This is a genomic window from uncultured Sutterella sp. (assembly GCF_937923675.1).
GTDB lineage: Bacteria > Pseudomonadota > Gammaproteobacteria > Burkholderiales > Burkholderiaceae_F > Sutterella.
The window spans coordinates 53,648-70,532 of sequence record NZ_CALDXB010000029.1; the positions used below are offsets into that span (position 1 = coordinate 53,648).

Below are 16,885 nucleotides of genomic sequence, written 5' to 3' on the forward strand. Positions count from 1 at the left end.
AAACGACGACGAAAGGCATCGTGCTGAAAATGCCTGAATAACAGAAAGCCCAGACTGCTGAGAAAGCAATCTGGGCTTAGGAATTGGTGCCGGAGAAGAGATTCGAACTCCCGACCTTCGCATTACGAATGCGCTGCTCTACCAGCTGAGCTACACCGGCAACTCTCAATCATCGGCCGTTTCGAACCGGCCTTGTGATCGGAGGAGACGAATTATGCAGAAGTGAATAGCTTGCGGCAAGAATGTTTTACATATTTTTACATTTAGCGCTTTTGCCGTGTACATCTGCATTCGGGATAGCGCAGACGTCTCCTATGTGTTCGAAATGTATCCGCAGGCCTCGGACGCCATATGGCGCCGACTAAAATCTCAGAACTTTCCCCGCCTCTCATTACCTTTCTCTCTTCGGAGACACCGTTGACCGATCGATTCTCTGCGTCTCTTCCCGCGCCGGCAGACACCGACCATCTCGGCGCCCTCCTCGCCGATGCCCTGCGCCGCGCGAGTGCCGGCATTCTTGCCAGGGGCCTCGCCCTGCGCCTCGAAGGCAATCTGGGGGCCGGAAAGACGAGCCTCATCCGTGCGGCGCTTCGCCGCCTCGGCTGGGAAGGCGCTGTGAAGAGTCCTACCTTCACGCTGCTCGAGACGTATCCCTGCGGCGGACTCACGATCAATCATTTCGACTTCTATCGCTTCGAGGAGCCTGAGGAATTCGAGGACGCCGGCTTCCAGGATGAATTCCGTCCCGGCGCTGTATGCGCTACGGAATGGAGTGAAAAAGCCTTCCCGTATCTTCCGCCCGCTGACATCACAGTTGCGCTCTCAATTGAGGGTCTGGGCAGACAGGTCGAGATCACGGCTCAGTCGCCCCTCGGCCGGGAAATTCTTGCTTCGCTTTCGGAATCATGGAATTCGACCGCCGCCGCCTGATATCCGCCGCTGGCGGAACGCTTCTCCTCTCGCTTGCTCCCTGGCAGATCGCGAGCGGCGCCAAGCTTGTCAACGTCCGCATGTGGCCGGCGGAGGAGTACACGCGCGTCACGATCGAAACGGACGAACCTCTGAAATTCAAGCACTTTTTCGTGCGCTCGGCTTCGCCCCTGAGGCTCGTGATCGACATTGAAGGGCTTGCGCTCACCGAGCGCATCAAGCGCCTCATCGCCGACGTAAAGCCGGACGACCCCTACATCAGCGCCATGCGAATCGGGCAGTTCAAGCCCGGCGTCGTGCGGCTCGTGATGGACCTCAAGACGGACGTGAAGCCCGAAGTCTTTCTTCTGAAGCCCTTCGCCAACTATCAGTACCGTCTCGTCTTCGACATCTACCCGGTGCACCCGAAGGACGAAATCGGCGCAATCCTCGCGGGCGCGCAGGATGGGAATCTCCTCACGGATTCTCCGCTTTCGTCCGCCGATTCCGAGGATCCGCTCGCCGACGTGCTCGCGGGGCTCGCGAATCCGGATGCCCCGAAAACCCGGCCGGCGCTCTCTGCCTCCAAGGGCAAGGATGGGAAGGAGACGAAGAAGCCCGCCGCAAAGGAAACGCAAACGCCCTCAAAGACAGCCCCAGTCAAGAAGAACCAGAACGATGATCAGATCATCATCGTGGTCGACCCGGGGCACGGAGGTGAAGACCCCGGCGCCATCGGACGTCGAAAGACGCAGGAAAAGGTCGTCGTGCTTCAGATCGCAAGGCGCCTCGCAAAGCTCATTTCCGCCGAACCCGGCATGAAGGCCGTGCTCACGCGCAATTCCGACCACTTCGTGAGCCTCGGCGGACGCGTGGCGATTGCCCGCCGCGTCAAGGCCCACCTTCTGGTGAGCATTCATGCCGACGCCTGGGTGAAGAGCAACGTGAGGGGATCCTCCGTCTTTGCGCTTTCCCAAAAGGGCGCCACCTCGGCGGCTGCGCGCTGGCTCGCGAAGAATCAGAACGAATCCGACCTGATCGGCGGCGTCAACATCTCCACCGTCAACAAGCAGGTGGCGAGCGTGCTCGTCGACATGACCTCGGCCTGGACGATCGGCTACAGCCTGGGGCTCGGCACTGCCGTGCTTCAGGAGCTGCGCGCCATCAACAGGCTTCATAAAACGGCCGTGGAGCAGGCAGGCTTTGCAGTGCTGAAGGGTCAGGGCATCCCGTCGATTCTCGTCGAGACGGCATTCATTTCGAACCCTTCGGAAGAGCAGCTTCTCAAGAACGCGGATCACCAGCAGAAGCTCGCCCGCGCAATTCTTACGGGCATCAAGAAGCAGCTTGCCGCCGATACGACGCTCACGCGCCAAGGCTGATGCATTCCGGATCCTGCGGAGCTTCCTCAGCTCCCCGGAGATGCTCGACCGAAATCCTCCGCACCATTACAATGCGGGGGAAGCACAATCCGACGCGGCGCCCCCGTGCCGAAACGCCGTAGAGGCCCCTTCTGCAAGGAAGGACAGGCCTCCGGTTTTTGCGGGCGCGCCCCTCATCCACCTTGGAGTGAAAACGCAATGGCTCTTGTTTCCATGCGACAGCTGCTTGATCATGCGGCTGAAAACGGTTACGGCATTCCCGCCTTCAACGTCAACAACCTCGAACAGGTTCAGGCCATCATGGAGGCGGCGAGCGAAGTCGGCGCTCCCGTGATCATGCAGGCCTCGGCAGGCGCCCGCAAGTATGCCGGCGAATCGTTCCTGCGCCACCTCATCGAAGCCGCGGTCGAAGCTTATCCTGACGTTCCCGTCTGCATGCACCAGGACCACGGCCAGAGCCCTGCAGTCTGCCAGGGCGCCATCCGCTCGGGCTTCACGTCCGTCATGATGGACGGCTCCCTCATGAGCGACGGCAAGACCATCTCCACCTACGAATACAACGTCGACGTCACCCGCCGCGTGGTTGAAATGGCCCACTGCATCGGCGTGTCCGTCGAAGGCGAAATCGGCTGCCTCGGCTCGCTCGAAACGATGCGCGGCGACAAGGAAGACGGCCACGGCACCGATGCCAAGATGACCCGCGACCAGCTCCTTACGGATCCGGACCAGGCTGCGGAATTCGCCCGCATCACCCAGATCGACGCGCTCGCCATTGCGATCGGCACCTCGCACGGCGCCTACAAGTTCACGCGCCGCCCCACCGGCGAAATCCTCTCGATTGACCGCGTGAAGGAAATCCACGCGCGCCTGCCGAACACGCACCTCGTGATGCACGGCTCCTCCTCGGTCCCGCAGGAATACCTCGCGGAAATCCGCGAATTCGGCGGCGAAATGCGCGAAACCTACGGCGTCCCGGTCGAGGAAATCCAGAAGGCGATCCAGCACGGCGTCCGCAAGGTCAACATCGACACCGACATTCGTCTCGCGATGACGGCCGCCATCCGCCGCTACCTCGTTGAGAATCCCTCGGGCTTCGACCCGCGCGGCTACCTGAAGGCCGCCCGCGCCGCCGCCAAGGCCCTCTGCCGCTCGCGCTACCTCGAGTTCGGCTGCGAAGGCCAGGGCGCGAAGATCAAGCCCGTTGCGCTCGACAGGATCGCGGCCAAGTACGCTGACGGCACGCTTCGTCAGAATGTGCTCTAACGCCTGAGCGAAGCCACTGATTCATGACGGCGCACAGTTCTCCCATTTGAGACTGTGCGCCTTTTTTCATTCCGAATTCATCCCATGACAGAACCCAAAGCAGAATCCGCCGAAAGCCTCAAGGGAAAGCGCGGCTTCAGAAGACTCATCAACGCCACGCGCTACTCCTGGCAGGGAATCCGCGCGGGGCTCAAGAATGAGGCTGCCTTTCGCGAGGAATGCCTTCTCGCCGTCATTCTGATTCCGATCGCGCTTCTTCTCCCGGTAACGCTCCTCGAGAAGGTGATCCTCATTAATTCCGTGCTCTTTCTTCTCCTCACGGAAATCCTTAATTCGGCAATTGAAGCGGTTGTCGACCGGATCGGCATGGAAGTGCATCCGCTCGCCGGCCGGGCAAAGGACATGGGGAGCGCAGCAGTGCTTTTTGCGCTCATCATGGGTCTCGTTGCCTGGGGCTTCATCGCGCTCCCGGCGGTCCTCAGACTCTTTTGAGTTTTCTGCGTCCGCGCAAATTCTTCTAAGCAGTTTTCACGGTGGTTTCGGGCCTGAAAGCGCGCCTGCGCCATTAAAATTCCCGCCATCAGGATTTTTCTTTTCTTCCTTAGGGAGGCAACACTAATGCCCGGTCTTTCCAAGACGAACATCCCGTCCCTCAAGCAGATATACAGCGGCAAGGTCCGCGACTGCTACGCCGTGGGCGACGACAAGCTGCTGCTTGTCGCCACGGACCGCATTTCCGCCTTTGACGTGATCCTCGGCGATCCGATTCCCGGCAAGGGCAAGGTCCTTACGGCGCTCACGAACTTCTGGTTCGAAAAGCTGAAGGACGTGATCCCCAATCACCTCACGGGCATCGCCCCTGAAACGGTCGTGAAGCCTGAGGAAATTCCGCAGGTTGCCGGCCGCGCCGTGGTCTCGAAGCGCTTGAAGCCGATTCTGATCGAGTGCGTTGCGCGCGGCTACATCATCGGCGGCGGCTGGAAGGACTACCAGGCGACGGGCGAAGTCTGCGGCATCAAGCTCCCCGCCGGCCTGCGTCAGGCCGAAAAGCTCCCGGAACCCATCTTCACGCCGGCTGCGAAGGCTGAACTCGGCACGCACGACGAAAACATCTCCTACGAACGCGTCGTTGAGATGTACGGCGAAAAGATCGCCTCGACCATCCGCAACGCCACGCTCGAGCTCTACAAGCGCGCGAGCGAATATGCGCTCACCCGCGGCATCATCATTGCCGACACGAAGTTTGAATTCGGCCTCGACGAGAACGGCAACGTTCTCCTCATGGACGAAGTTCTCACGCCGGATTCGAGCCGCTTCTGGCCTGCCGACGACTATCAGATCGGCACCTCGCCCAAGAGCTTCGACAAGCAGTTCATCCGCGACTGGCTTGAATCCCAGCCCTGGGACAAGCGTCCGCCCGCTCCGAAGGTTCCCGAAGACATCATCGAGAAGACGGCCGACAAGTACCGTGAGGCGCTGCGCCGCCTTACCGGCACGGATATTGAGCCGTAAATCTCCCGGGCGGAACATTTTTCCGCCTCAGTTCATGGGGAGCGTTTTCTAAAACCGCTCCCCAGCAGCCGGCAGAAGCGTCGGCCCATTTCAAGTTTTCTCCTGTGAAGAGGCAGGGAACTTCAGCGGGCGGGCCTTCGGTCGGCTTTTCGATTTTTATTCTTCTCTAGAGATTCTGAATAATCATGGCAGAGTGCACCAAGACCCCGCTCGTCGGCATCCTGATGGGCAGCAATTCCGACTGGGACGTGATGAAGAACGCCGCCCAGATGCTCAAGGACTTCGGCGTCCCCTTTGAAGCCCGCGTCGTGAGCGCGCACCGCATGCCTGACGAAATGTTCGAGTACGCTGAAAAAGCAGCCGAACGCGGCATCCGCGTCATCATTGCAGGCGCGGGCGGCGCAGCGCACCTTCCCGGCATGCTTGCCGCCAAATGCACGCTCCCCGTCTGCGGCGTGCCGGTGCCGTCGAAGTACCTCCGCGGCGTCGACAGCCTCCATTCGATCGTGCAGATGCCTAAGGGCGTGCCCGTCGCCACCTTCGCCATCGGCGAAGCCGGCGCCGCCAATGCCGCGCTCTATGCCTGCCAGATCCTTGCGCTCAACGACACGGAGCTTTCGCGCCGCCTCGCGGACTTCCGCATCGCGCAGAACGCCAAGGCCCGCGCGATGACGCTCCCCCTTGAAACGCTCGACTGAGGACCCTGTCGATGACTGAGATCCGCACACTTCTTCCGGGCGCTCAGCTCGGCCTCCTCGGAGGCGGCCAGCTCGGCCGGATGTTCTCGGAAGCGGCTGCCCGCATGGGCTACCACGTCGTGGTGCTCGAACCCCATGCGCCTTCGCCTGCGGGCGAAGTCTCCTCGGCTCAGATTGCCGAGGGCTACAGCTCCGAAAAAGGCCTGGACGAGCTTGCGCGCCGCGTTCTCGCCGTCACGACGGAATTCGAGAATGTGCCGGCAGAAAGCCTGAAGCGCCTCGCCGACGCCGGCGTCATCACGGCGCCGCACGCCGACGCCGTTGCCGCCACGCAGGACAGAAACGTCGAAAAGGCCTTCATCGAAAGCGCTGGCGTTCCGACCGCTCCCCACAAAGCCGTCCGCACTTTGGACGACGTGAATGCTCTTGAGGATTCCCTTTTCCCCGGCATTCTGAAGACCGCTCGCCTCGGCTACGACGGCAAGGGCCAGGCCCGCGTCGGCTCCCGCGAGGAAGCGCTCGCCGCCTGGGAAAAATTCGGCCGCACCGAATGCGTCCTTGAAAAGCGCCTTAATCTCAAAACGGAAGTCTCGGTCATCATCTGCCGCAACCCGCAGGGCGAAACCGTCGTCTTCCCCGTCTGCGAAAACCATCACAGAAACGGCATTCTCGCCTACACCGTGATGCCCGCCAGAATCGACGAAGCGCTCGCCCGGAAGGCGCAGCAGTTTGCGCGCCAGATTGCCGACGAACTGAAGTACGTGGGCGTTCTCTGCGTCGAACTTTTTGTTCTCGAGGACGGCACCGTCCTTGCCAATGAACTTGCCCCGCGTCCGCACAACTCAGGCCACGCGACGATTGAAGCCTGCGCCACCTCGCAGTACGAGGAGCAGGTGCGCGCCATGGCGGGACTCCCCTTGGGCGACACCACGCAGATTGCTCCCGCGGTGATGCTGAATCTTCTCGGCGACCTCTGGTTCGACGAAAAGGACAACAAGACGACGCCGCCCTGGGAAAAGCTTCTTGCGCTTCCCGGCGTCAAGCTTCACCTTTACGGCAAGGAAGAAGCCCGTCACGCCCGCAAGATGGGCCACGTCACGGTGCTCGGGCGCACGCTCGACGAAGCGCTCGCCCGCGCGCATGAGGCAGCCTCTCTCCTCGGGCTTCCTTTCTCCGAAGAGCTCGCGCAATGACCGTTCCCGCAATTGATCAGAAGGCAATTGCAGAAGCCGTCCGCATCCTTGATGCGGGCGGCCTCGTTGCGATGCCGACAGAAACCGTCTACGGACTTGCAGCCGACGCGGACAACGAAGAAGCGGTTCTTAATACCTACCGCGCGAAGGGCCGGCCCACCGACCACCCGCTCATCGTCCACGTTGCCTCGGCCGAGGATATCCCGTGGTGGGCCGAATCCACCCCGGAAGCAGAGGCGCTTGCGCGCCGCTACTGGCCCGGGCCCCTCACGCTCGTTCTCAAGAAGAAGCCCCGCTGCGGCCTCTGGGTAACGGGAGGCCAGGACACGGTGGCGCTCCGCTGCCCCTCGCACCCCTGGGCGCATGCGCTCCTCAAGGCCTTCGGCGGCCCGAAGCACCGCGGGCTCACCGCCCCCTCGGCCAATTCCTTCGGCCGCATCAGTCCTTCCTGCGCGCGCCACGTCGCCGACGACCTCGGCGTCAAGCCCGCAGGCAAGCTCGACATGATTCTTGACGGCGGCACCTGCGAATACGGCATTGAGTCGACAATGCTCAATCTGTCCTCCGGACGACCCGAGATCCTGCGTCACGGCGTCATCACGCGCGAGATGCTCGAGGAAGCGCTCGGCTGCGAAGTGCCCGACGCCGGAAAAGATGCACCCCGGGCATCCGGACGCCTCAAGAGCCACTATGCGCCGAAAACCAAGGCGGAGCTCCTTCCTGAAGAAGAACTCGTTCTCCGGGCGAAGTCGCTCTCTGCCGAGGGACTTCGTCTCGCCATCATGGCGCCCGAACGCCTGAAGACAAGGCTTCCCGAAGCCTCAACCTTCATCTCTGCACCCGACAGCGCCCTTGCCTACGGCGCATTCCTTTACGAAGCGCTCCACGAGCTCGATGCCGCGCACGCCGACCGGATCCTCATTGCGGCGCCTCCGTCGACTCCCGAATGGGCGGCCGTCGACGACCGGCTCGGGCGGGCAACAGCCTGAAGCGCGTCAATAAACTTGAACACATTTCTTTTTTCGAGACATCCATGATTCAGATCTACGGCATTCCAACCTGCGGTTCCGTAAAGAAGGCAATTGCCTGGGCCCGTGAATCGGGAGTGGAATTCACCTTCCACAACTTCCGTACGGAAGCGCCGACGGACGAACTCCTCTCGGGGTGGCTGAAGGACATTCCGGCAGCAAAGCTCGCCAATACAGCCGGCCCGACGTGGCGCAAGATTGATCCGGAAATCCGCGAAGCGGCCAAGGCCAATCCGGACATGCTCAAAACCCTCATGCTTTCGACGCCGCTTCTCATCAAGCGGCCCGTGATCGTCTGGGCGGACGGCTCGGCCACCTCGGGCGTTGATGAAGCGCTCTGGAAGACGAAGGCCGTCTGACAGGCACCCGGACATCCAAAGGGAAGCGCCCTCCGTGCTGAAGGAACTCAAGTTGTCGCTCGCGAACCCGGGACCTGTGCTCCCGTTTCTCGCCCTGGTCGCCGCTACCGGCTTCTGGGGGAGCTCATTTCTCACGGTTGCCGAGGCGCTTTCCGAAACGGATCCCTTCACGCTCGTCTTCATGCGCTTCTTCCTTGGGACGCTCGTCCTCGCGGCGATCCTTCGGAAAACGCTGCGCGCAATCCCTTTACGCACCTGGAAAATGGGAGCTGTGAGCGGCCTCGTCATTTACGGCTCCTATCTTTTCAACTGCGCCGGGCTCATGACGACGATGAGCTCGATGGCGGGATTCCTCACGGCGCTTTACGTGCCGATCACGCCGTTTCTTTTCTGGCTGATTGTCGGGAAGCGCCCCGACGTTTTTGCCTTTCTCGGTTCTGGAACGGCATTTCTCGGTCTGGTGCTCCTTGCCGACCCTTTTTCACTTTCGCCTGAAACCGGCCTGGGCGAATGGATGATCATCCTGTCGGCATTTCTTTCCGCGCTTGAAATCATCCTGATGGGTCGCTTCGCGCCCTTCTGCAAAGCCGCGGAAATCTGCTTCACGCAGCTTTTCTTTGTTGCCCTCTATTCCGGCATCGGGTCGCTCGCCGCGCACGCGACAATCCCGTCCCTTACGCCCACGGTGTTTTCCACCGGACTCATTCTCGCCGTACTCTGGCTCGCGACAATTCTTTCCTGCGCGCAGTTTCTCCTCGCCTGGGGACAGAAATTCGTTCCGCCCGCTCAGGCCGCCGTTATTTTTTCTCTTGAAAGCGTCTTTGCCGCCATCATCGGATGGCTTGCAGGCGAGCGCCTCGGGTTCTGGGGCTTTGCGGGGGGCGGTCTGATCGTCGCAGGCATCCTGCTCACGGAATGGAAGCGCCTTCTTGCATCGAAATAACAAATGACGAGCGAACTTCCCATCGGCATTCTGGACTCGGGATTCGGCGGCCTTTCCGTCGCGCGGGCGGTGAGAGCCCGGTTCCCGGGAGAGCGCATCCTTTTTGCCGCCGACTGCGCCTATGCGCCTTACGGCGACCGGGATGAAAGCTACATCATGGAGCGCCTAGAACGGATCATCGGCTACCTGACGGGGAGAGGCGTCAAGGCAATCGTGTTTGCCTGCAATACGGCAACCGCGGTCGGCGTGAAGACCTTTCGCGAGCGGCTCTCCATTCCCATCATCGGGATCGAACCCGCCGTTTTCCCTGCCGTCCGCCATACGCGGCGCGGCGTCGTCGGGGTTCTCGCGACCACGACGACCATCCGGAGCCGCAAATACGCCGAAGTGCGCGAACGCGCACTCGAATGGGCGGCCGTCAGCCGCCCGATGAAGGTGGAGGTGCTCGACATGCCCTGCCCCGGGCTCATGGAGTGCGTCGAGCGCGGGGACTTCTCTTCAGAAAAGCTCGAGGCGCTTCTCGAGAAGTATGTCGATCCGCTCGCGCGTGCAGGCGCCGATGAAATCGTCCTCGGCTGCACGCACTATCCCTTTCTCGCGAACGCGATCAGCAGGCACGCAAAGGGCGCGCACCTCATTGATCCCGCACCGGCCGTGGCCGAACAGCTCGGCAGGCGCCTTGCCGACCTTGACCTTCTCGCGAAGGAAGATCCCGATCGGAAAAAAGATCTGAACGAATTCCGGGCAACCGGAGCCGATCCCGCCCGCGAAGGCGTTTTGAGGAGCCTCTGGGGAAAGGATGCGAGGCTCCTCGCTCTCTCCGCCTGAATCAGGAGCGGAAGGCGAGGCGCTCGTCGTCGTCCCCGCAGACGTAAGGCATCATGCGCTCGCGAATCTCGTCGGGGATGGGAGAGGAAACAAAGTTTCCTTCCGTATCGAGACGGACGCAGACCATCGTTTCCACGCAGCGCAGCCGCAGCTCCTCGCCCTTTGTAATCGTGAAGGCGAATTTGACCGAGCTTGTGCCGAGCTTCTCGATCCAGAGACGCGCCGTCACGTCCTCTCCGGGGCGAGAAGGCGACACGAAGTCGGTGTGCACGCCCACAACCGGGAACCCGACGCCGAAGCGGCGGATTTCAATGAAGCCCACCTTCAGGACTTCATGAAGGTAATCCTCGTGAAATTTGTTGAGAAGCACGTAGTAGGTCGGGTGATAGACGATGCCGGCAGGATCGCAGTCGCCGAAATGGATGCGGATGGTCTTTTCAAAAACCTGATGAGCCATGATTGAATCGAAGCGTTTGTAAAGGAAAGAAGAAGGGAATCAGATGCGCGAGGAGAGCGAACGGAGAATGGCGCGGACGGGACTCGCCTCAACGCCCTTGAGCGGGAGCGGGAGCGCAATCAGCTCGTATTCGCCTCCCGGTACCTCGGTAAGGTCAAGGTTCTCAAGAATCGTCATTCGGTTCGCGAGCGCAATTCTGTGAGAAACGAGAAGTTCGCTTTCAGCCGGATCAACGCTCGGGGCGTCGGTGCCGACGAGCGCTGCGCCTTCCTCAGCAAGCCGCCGGATGAGCGCAGGGGAAAGCGCTCTGAAGTCGGGCGTCCAGGCAGCAGGGCGCTTAGCGCGCGTCTTGAAAAGAATGCGTGCCGGGAAGGTGTTCGCCGTGAGCGCCTCCGGTCCGATCGCGTCGGAAGATGCCTCATGCGAGAGATCAATGACGAGCGCGCGGCCGATGAATGTCTCGAGCCTCAGGGAGGCGACGTCGTCCGCGGCGCTGTCGAGGTGGAGCGGCGCATCCGCGTGGGCGCCGTCATGGGGCGTCAGGGTGATTTCCGAGACATTCGCGCCGGCGCCATCCTCAAGCCTTGAGATCCAGCGCACGGCAAAAGGCGTATCGCCCGGAAATACCGGAGTACCGGCATCAAGCGGCGGCGTGATGTCCCAGATTCTTCGCTTCTGCATGGTGCTTTGCGACCTCTCACAAAAGAAAAGGGAAAACAAAAAACGCTTACAAGAAGCGTGCCGACGATTTTAGGTCAGAGGACTGAAAGGCTTCCTATACTGCCATGCACGTTTTTTCGGGGGCCCCTGGGCGCACGCACTGCGCTCGGGACCGTTCTCCCGACTTTAGAGGACTTGACTCATGAAGAACTCTGATTTTCTAAATATCCTGCAGTCCCGGCGCTCTCAGGGCCCGAAGATGCAGAAGGCTCCGGCTCCTTCCGAGGAGGTTCTTGAGGCCGCCGCGCTTGCCGCTCGAGCCGCGCCTTCGCACAATCCTGCATTTCCTGTGCACTTTGTCGTCGCCGATTCCCGTGAAAAGCTCGCCGACATCTTTGAAGCCGCCCTCGGACCGGATGCCGATCAGGCCATGCGCGAGCGCGCGAGAAGCAAGGCGCTCAAGGGCGAATGCGCAATCCTCGTGATCGGCCCGAAGCCCTCGCACGACACGCCCGCCTGGATGGACCGCGAAAATCTGATGACGGCGGGCGGCGCGCTCACGAATTTCCTCAACGTCCTCTGGGCGGAGGGGTTTGCCGCCAAGACTGTGACCTCGCGCGAAATCACGGATCCGCAGGGACTTTTCGACCCTGAGACCGAAAGACTTCTCTGCTTCATTCTCTGCGGCACGCAGGCCGCTCCCGCAGAGCCGCGCCCCGCTGCCCCCTCTATCCTTTCGCGCTGGTAGAGATCGGCCGATCCTCCTCAAGGATGTGGTCCGCGATCTCGGCGATTTTCCGCACCGTCACGGGCGCACAGCCTTCGGCCTTGTTGTTGACGGCAAGGTAGCTCTCCTGTCCGCTCCTTGCCGCCCGAACGATGAGGGATGCAATCAGCGCCCGGGTCGCCGGGTCGGCCGCATGAATGGCGTCAAAGGGCGTCCATGCGGCCTTCGCCGTATCGTAAAAGCGATGCGCCGCAAGCGACCAGCGGACGATGAGAGGCCCCTTCAGCTTCCAGTCGCCCGCATCCTCGCCCTCGGCATCCATGAAGCGGAGCGCCTCTGTCTGGCGCCGGATGCCCGGCATCGCGGGATGGAGCCCGATCACAGGGCGCACGCCCGCCTCTCTCAGACGCTTCATCATGCGGGGCGTCAGAAGTTCATAGTTGCGGAATTCCGCCGCAAGAAGAAGCCCCGCACCCGGCGCCTGAAGCGCATTGAGAAATGCCCCGATTTTTTCAATGAGCGCCACTCTTGACCCGGTGGTTCTTAATTCCGGATGAGGGAGCGGAGAAAACTGGAAGACGAGCGGCCCGCATTTTTTGCCGAGCCCCATGCGCACGGGGCCGAGAAAGCGCTCCGCCGCCGCATGCACATCGAGAAAGAGCGGATTGGGGCCCGTGGGGATCCCCCGGTCGTTGCGCAGGTACGGGTCCGTGACATCCCTCGGCGCCTTCACGAGAAAGCGGAAGTCTTCGGGCACCTGCCTCGCGAAGGCGGCAAAAGCTGAGGCCGAAAGCGGCCGGTAGAAATTCCTGTCGAGCCCCACGGTTCTGAATAAAGGCGAAGCGCTGTAGGCGGCAAGGCCTTCATTCGCAAGATGCTCGAGGCCGCTGCCGCGGCTCCAGACGATTCCGCGCCAGCCGGGGAAATTCCAGCTCGAGGTGCCGAGACGGATGGATGAAGGTAGCCTTTGCATCATTTCCCGGAGCGCAGCGTCTGCCGGCTGCGGGAATACCGGGGCGCTCTCTGGCGGCGCATCATCAAAGAGCCCGGAGGAATTCTCGGTCATCATGCTCGAAGCCCTCAGAAAAAAGTTGGGCGACAGCGCCTCAGCCCGGGGAAAGCCGGGTTTTCGATCAGAAAAGCGCGCTTTCAACTATATCCGCACGGCGCCTGAAATGGCCTAAAATCAACAGATTATTCCTTCACTTTGTTTCTCTTTGGTTTTGAATGACTTCTATTGCTGAATCGCTTCTTTCACTCGACCCCGCAATGAGCGGCGCCGCCGACGAGCGCCTCGTCTGGGTCGTGGACGATGACGACGTGAGAGAGTCGCTCTCATTTGCGCTTCAGCTGCGCTACAAGACCGCCTCCTTTCCGTCGGCGCTTGCATTCCTTTCGCGCGCGGATCTTGACCGCCCGGGATGCCTCGTCATTGCCGACGACATGGCTCAGACGGCTTCCGGAAGCATTCAGGACGAACTTGCCAGACTGAGAAGTCCCGTATCCGTCATTTTTCTCACAAAGGAAACAGACCTGCGAACCGCAGTGAAGTACCTTCAGATGGGCGCCGTCAGCGTGCTCGAGAAGCCCGTCGACCCTGAGGAGCTCGACCATGCGGTCGACCTTGGTCTCGAGCGCTCCATTCTCCGCGACCGGCGCTACCGCCTCGAGCGGCTCTTTGAAACGCTCTCCCGCCGCGAGCGCCAGATCTTCGTTCTCGTCTGTCAGGGTCTCCGGAACGGCGACATTGCCGAACTCCTCAACCTCTCGCAGCGCACGGTCGAAGTTCATCGCGCGCACATCAGCAGGAAGCTCGGCAACGCCTCACCCATCCGGCTTCTCTACGAACTCACCCAGACGCTGGGCGGGAACATCATCAGCGCCGAATTTGACGGCCTCGATCCGCAGAAGCTCGCGAACGCCATTTCAGCGGGCGAAGCGAACTGACTTTCGGGCGGAATACCGGCGCGCATAAAAGAAGGCCGCCCGGAAGACTAGATCCAGAGCGGCCAATCCCACTATATCGGGCGCCCATCCTTTGACCCGGGCGCCCGTTGGAGTCAACTCAAATCGGTTAGTAGCCCATCATGCCGCGATGATGCATGCGCGGACCATTCATGGGGCAGTCGGGGTTCCCCGGAACGCCGTCCATGCCGGGGCAGCCGGGACCAAAGCCCTGGAAGCCCTGCGGACCGCGATAGCCGCGGTGCATGCCGTGGCCGGCGTGCTGCTGCTCAAAGCTCTCGAGCACGTACTTCTGCTCGGGAGAGAGCACCTTGAAGAGTTCCGTACGGGCGGCCGCAGCCTTCTCAAGCAGATCCGCACGGACCTTGGCTACCTGGGCGCGGCGCTCGAGGCGGCTCTGTTCATCAACCGCGGGCTTGTCGAACTGCACGCCCGGCATCATGTCAAGCGCCGTACGGGCGTCGACATAGGCCTTCCAGGCGCCCTGCTGTTCGGGCGTAATCGTTACGAGGCGAGCCACGGCTTCCCAGCCTGCTGCCTGATAGTCCTGCGAAGCATAGCCCGCGCAGGGCATGCCGTCGCGGAACTGACCATCATGGTGCCAGGGACCGGCGATGGCGGCGGTGCCGACGCAAAGCGCTCCGACTGCGGCAAGCGATGCGATGATCTTGTGACTCTTTTTCATGTTTTCTACTCCTCATGGTGCCTGACCCGGACAATCCCGGATAAGCGCGTTCTCAAGCGCGCCGTATCAGGGAAGCGCCTCTTGATGAGATGATTGTGCCCGAGCTTCTAGGAGAAACCTCTTACCAACCTTGACGGTCTGTAAGGAGCTATTTCGCCGCCAAACCGGCAAGACGCCTGTTTTCACTCAGTTGCGGGATCCGCATTCACCGCGAATCCCGCTTCGGACAGGGCTTCAGGAAGAGAATCCCGTCGCGCCGTGCTCCGGGATTCCGGCCTCTCCGAGCCGCCAATAGTTTTTACTCTTTAAAGGCCTTCCCAAGATCAATGGCAAGCGCGCGGTAGCCCATCGACCCGCGGATCTGCATTTCAAACACAGGATCCTTTCCGCCGCGGCGGAATTCCGTTAGAACAGGGTTCACGCCCGTCTTGTCCTGAACGCCGATCGATGCCCAGTAGACGAGGAGCGAATCCTTGTCGGCCTCATATTCGACCGAGGACGTAATGGCGCTGTAGAGCGCGTGACCGCGGTTCTTGCCGTACTCCCAGATCTGCTCGACCGTTCCCTTCTTTTCGTCGATGCGGTACATCACCGCGCGGCTGTATTTTTCCTTCGGATTTTCCGGCTGCTTGAAGGCGCGGCCGTCGCCGTTGTCGAAGACCGTCACGATGGAAACGCCCGGTTCGGAGAGTTCATCCACCTTCCAGCCCGTATGCTGCGTCCAGGTCCAGTCGAAGTCGCCCTCGCACTTGCCGATGCGGCAGGGGATGGGCTTTCCGTCCTTGTCGACCGGCGTCAGCACCTTCTCGCGCAGCTTCCCGTTCCAGCCGTTGGGTGCGCCCAGGATCCACTTCACTTCCTTGTCTCGTCCGATCTTGATCACCGCGGACTGGTGGCGCGAGGAAATGATGATGGAGTCGTCGGCCTTGTCGTAGTCGACGGAATTCACGTGCGCCCAGTTGCGCCCGGCCCCCGTGCCGGCAATGTCGCCGAAGGCGTGCTTGGCCTCGAGCCTTGCGAGCTGCTCGGCCGAAAGGGTCTTCCCCGACTGCTCGAGGTCGACATTGAGGCAGACCGCGCCCTGGTCGATCGACTTGATGACGATGCTGCGGTTGGGATCGAGAATTTCAAAGAGCCTCCAGTCGTCGACGACGCGGCCCGAGGCATCCACTTCCGCGATCACGTCGCGCACCGTGTGCACGTGCGTGCCGTCGGCGCGCTTCAGATCCGCCGACGAAACGCGAAGGAAGTAGTGCCCGTCAGGCGCCGGAGCCATGGCATGGCTGAAGTCCGCATAGCCGTCCGGAAGAACGCGGTTGAAGATTTCGCGCCCCATCAGGTCGTACTTCACGTAGCGCTGACCGTACCCCCAGGTGAGCGCGCCGTCCTCATTCTGATGGAAGCCCATCATGATGCCGGCCTTATTGAGGCTTCTCGGGTCGTAGATGGCCGAGGGCTGCATGTACCAGCGCACCTCGCCCTTCGTATCGACGATGGCGTTCTGCGGGTAGTTGTTCCACTGAAGCGCGCCGCCCGTCGGATTGTTCCAGACCGCGCGGCTGCCCTTGGGCGACTCAGGAAGCAGATTGTTGATGAGGTAGAGACGGTCGCCGAAGCCCTTTGCGGCCGGGGTCACGATCTTCGTATCAAAGGTCTTGACGGGGCGGCCGTGCGTCCAGGAGGGGTCGAGATACACGGGCGGCGTCCAGATGCGGTAGGTCTCCGTCTTTTCAACCGGACCCCCGGTCGTCTTCTTCGTCCACTTCACCTCGATTTCATTCAGATATTCCGGATAAAGGCCGAAGACGGGAATGCCGCCGTAAGTGCGAAGCGCAGTCGGGCCCACATCGTAGGCGATTTCCGCGCCGCCCTTTTTGGGAACGATGCGCACGTGAGCCTTGAGGAGCACTTCGCCGCCGTTGCGGATGACTGCCGTAAGAGGCGCGATGTCATAGGGATTCACGACGACTTCGCCGAGCTCGCCCTGCCGCTGAAAATTAACCTGGGTTCCGCTCGGGCCGCCCACAGCGAGCACGGCCGAAGGCGCTGCGATCAAAAATGCGGCGCTCACGGCGCAGGCAATGCGGCAAAGTTCATTTCGAGTCATGACTAGGCTCCTCTTTCTGAGAATGAAGTCCGGCGCGCAGCGAATGCATTCATGCATGAATGCAATGCGCATTCAACCGGATGTTTCCATTATCGGGGGCGAGCCTTCCCGGAATCTGAAGAACCCGAATGCACGAAGGCTTCTTCTCTCAAGACTTTCACCAAGCGGG

The 16,885-nt window shown here is 61.3% G+C and carries 18 protein-coding genes and 1 tRNA gene; 13 read left to right on the forward strand and 6 right to left on the reverse strand.

Annotated features, from left to right (window positions below; translation table 11 throughout):
• Positions 1 to 84 precede the first annotated feature (84 nt).
• Positions 85 to 160: transfer RNA gene (locus Q0106_RS03180), tRNA-Thr, on the reverse strand.
• Between the two features lie 257 nt (positions 161 to 417).
• Between Q0106_RS03180 and tsaE the strand changes: the two genes are divergently transcribed.
• The 11 genes from tsaE (at position 418) to murI (ending at position 10,115) form a co-directional block, all read left to right on the forward strand.
• Positions 418 to 930: a tRNA (adenosine(37)-N6)-threonylcarbamoyltransferase complex ATPase subunit type 1 TsaE gene (gene tsaE / locus Q0106_RS03185; protein WP_297608711.1), complete on the forward strand. Its 513-nt coding sequence runs from the start codon at positions 418 to 420 to the stop codon at positions 928 to 930.
• A complete protein-coding gene (locus tag Q0106_RS03190; RefSeq protein ID WP_297608714.1) occupies positions 906 to 2,291 on the forward strand; it encodes an N-acetylmuramoyl-L-alanine amidase in 1,386 nt (461 codons plus the stop codon). The genes tsaE and Q0106_RS03190 overlap by 25 nt, the downstream gene beginning before the upstream one ends.
• A 198-nt stretch (positions 2,292 to 2,489) precedes the next feature.
• Positions 2,490 to 3,554 (forward strand): class II fructose-bisphosphate aldolase, encoded by a 1,065-nt coding sequence (gene fba, locus Q0106_RS03195; RefSeq protein WP_297608717.1) that lies wholly within the window; start codon positions 2,490 to 2,492, stop codon positions 3,552 to 3,554.
• Between the two features lie 84 nt (positions 3,555 to 3,638).
• Positions 3,639 to 4,046, forward strand: a complete 408-nt coding sequence (locus Q0106_RS03200) for a diacylglycerol kinase (RefSeq protein WP_297608720.1) — start codon at positions 3,639 to 3,641, stop codon at positions 4,044 to 4,046.
• A gap of 126 nt (positions 4,047 to 4,172) precedes the next feature.
• A complete protein-coding gene (locus Q0106_RS03205; RefSeq protein ID WP_295488493.1) occupies positions 4,173 to 5,066 on the forward strand; it encodes a phosphoribosylaminoimidazolesuccinocarboxamide synthase in 894 nt (297 codons plus the stop codon).
• Between the two features lie 185 nt (positions 5,067 to 5,251).
• On the forward strand, positions 5,252 to 5,764 hold the full coding sequence (gene purE / locus Q0106_RS03210) for a 5-(carboxyamino)imidazole ribonucleotide mutase (RefSeq protein WP_297608723.1): 513 nt from the start codon (positions 5,252 to 5,254) through the stop codon (positions 5,762 to 5,764).
• An 11-nt stretch (positions 5,765 to 5,775) separates the two neighbouring features.
• A complete protein-coding gene (locus Q0106_RS03215) occupies positions 5,776 to 6,957 on the forward strand; it encodes a 5-(carboxyamino)imidazole ribonucleotide synthase (RefSeq protein ID WP_297608726.1) in 1,182 nt (393 codons plus the stop codon).
• Positions 6,954 to 7,946, forward strand: coding sequence for an L-threonylcarbamoyladenylate synthase (locus Q0106_RS03220; RefSeq protein ID WP_297608729.1), 993 nt, complete (start codon positions 6,954 to 6,956; stop codon positions 7,944 to 7,946). The genes Q0106_RS03215 and Q0106_RS03220 overlap by 4 nt, the downstream gene beginning before the upstream one ends.
• Before the next feature lie 44 nt (positions 7,947 to 7,990).
• Positions 7,991 to 8,344: an ArsC/Spx/MgsR family protein gene (locus Q0106_RS03225; protein WP_297608732.1), complete on the forward strand. Its 354-nt coding sequence runs from the start codon at positions 7,991 to 7,993 to the stop codon at positions 8,342 to 8,344.
• Between the two features lie 34 nt (positions 8,345 to 8,378).
• Entirely contained in the window at positions 8,379 to 9,287 is a 909-nt protein-coding gene (locus Q0106_RS03230) for a DMT family transporter (RefSeq protein WP_297608734.1), read from the forward strand.
• A gap of 3 nt (positions 9,288 to 9,290) precedes the next feature.
• Positions 9,291 to 10,115 (forward strand): glutamate racemase, encoded by an 825-nt coding sequence (gene murI, locus Q0106_RS03235; RefSeq protein ID WP_297608737.1) that lies wholly within the window; start codon positions 9,291 to 9,293, stop codon positions 10,113 to 10,115.
• Between the two features lies 1 nt (position 10,116).
• Here murI and Q0106_RS03240 read toward each other — a convergent pair whose 3' ends face one another.
• Both Q0106_RS03240 and Q0106_RS03245 read right to left on the reverse strand, forming a co-directional pair.
• Positions 10,117 to 10,572 carry a thioesterase family protein gene (locus Q0106_RS03240; protein ID WP_297608740.1) on the reverse strand — a complete coding sequence of 152 codons (456 nt, stop codon included), beginning with the start codon at positions 10,570 to 10,572 and terminating at the stop codon, positions 10,117 to 10,119.
• 39 nt (positions 10,573 to 10,611) lie between these two features.
• Positions 10,612 to 11,253 carry a cyclase family protein gene (locus tag Q0106_RS03245; protein ID WP_297608744.1) on the reverse strand — a complete coding sequence of 214 codons (642 nt, stop codon included), beginning with the start codon at positions 11,251 to 11,253 and terminating at the stop codon, positions 10,612 to 10,614.
• Positions 11,254 to 11,434: 181 nt separating this feature from the next.
• Between Q0106_RS03245 and Q0106_RS03250 the strand changes: the two genes are divergently transcribed.
• On the forward strand, positions 11,435 to 11,980 hold the full coding sequence (locus tag Q0106_RS03250) for a nitroreductase family protein (protein WP_297608747.1): 546 nt from the start codon (positions 11,435 to 11,437) through the stop codon (positions 11,978 to 11,980).
• Here Q0106_RS03250 and Q0106_RS03255 read toward each other — a convergent pair.
• Positions 11,961 to 13,028, reverse strand: coding sequence for a DUF72 domain-containing protein (locus tag Q0106_RS03255; RefSeq protein ID WP_297608751.1), 1,068 nt, complete (start codon positions 13,026 to 13,028; stop codon positions 11,961 to 11,963). The two genes, Q0106_RS03250 and Q0106_RS03255, sit on opposite strands and share 20 nt — an antisense overlap.
• A gap of 158 nt (positions 13,029 to 13,186) precedes the next feature.
• Between Q0106_RS03255 and Q0106_RS03260 the strand changes: the two genes are divergently transcribed.
• Positions 13,187 to 13,906: a LuxR C-terminal-related transcriptional regulator gene (locus Q0106_RS03260; protein ID WP_297608754.1), complete on the forward strand. Its 720-nt coding sequence runs from the start codon at positions 13,187 to 13,189 to the stop codon at positions 13,904 to 13,906.
• Between the two features lie 127 nt (positions 13,907 to 14,033).
• Here Q0106_RS03260 and Q0106_RS03265 read toward each other — a convergent pair whose 3' ends face one another.
• Complete coding sequence (locus tag Q0106_RS03265) at positions 14,034 to 14,609, reverse strand: Spy/CpxP family protein refolding chaperone (protein WP_297608757.1); 576 nt, start codon at positions 14,607 to 14,609, stop codon at positions 14,034 to 14,036.
• A gap of 298 nt (positions 14,610 to 14,907) precedes the next feature.
• Positions 14,908 to 16,716 carry an aryl-sulfate sulfotransferase gene (locus Q0106_RS03270; RefSeq protein WP_297608760.1) on the reverse strand — a complete coding sequence of 603 codons (1,809 nt, stop codon included), beginning with the start codon at positions 16,714 to 16,716 and terminating at the stop codon, positions 14,908 to 14,910.
• Positions 16,717 to 16,885: the final 169 nt, after the last annotated feature.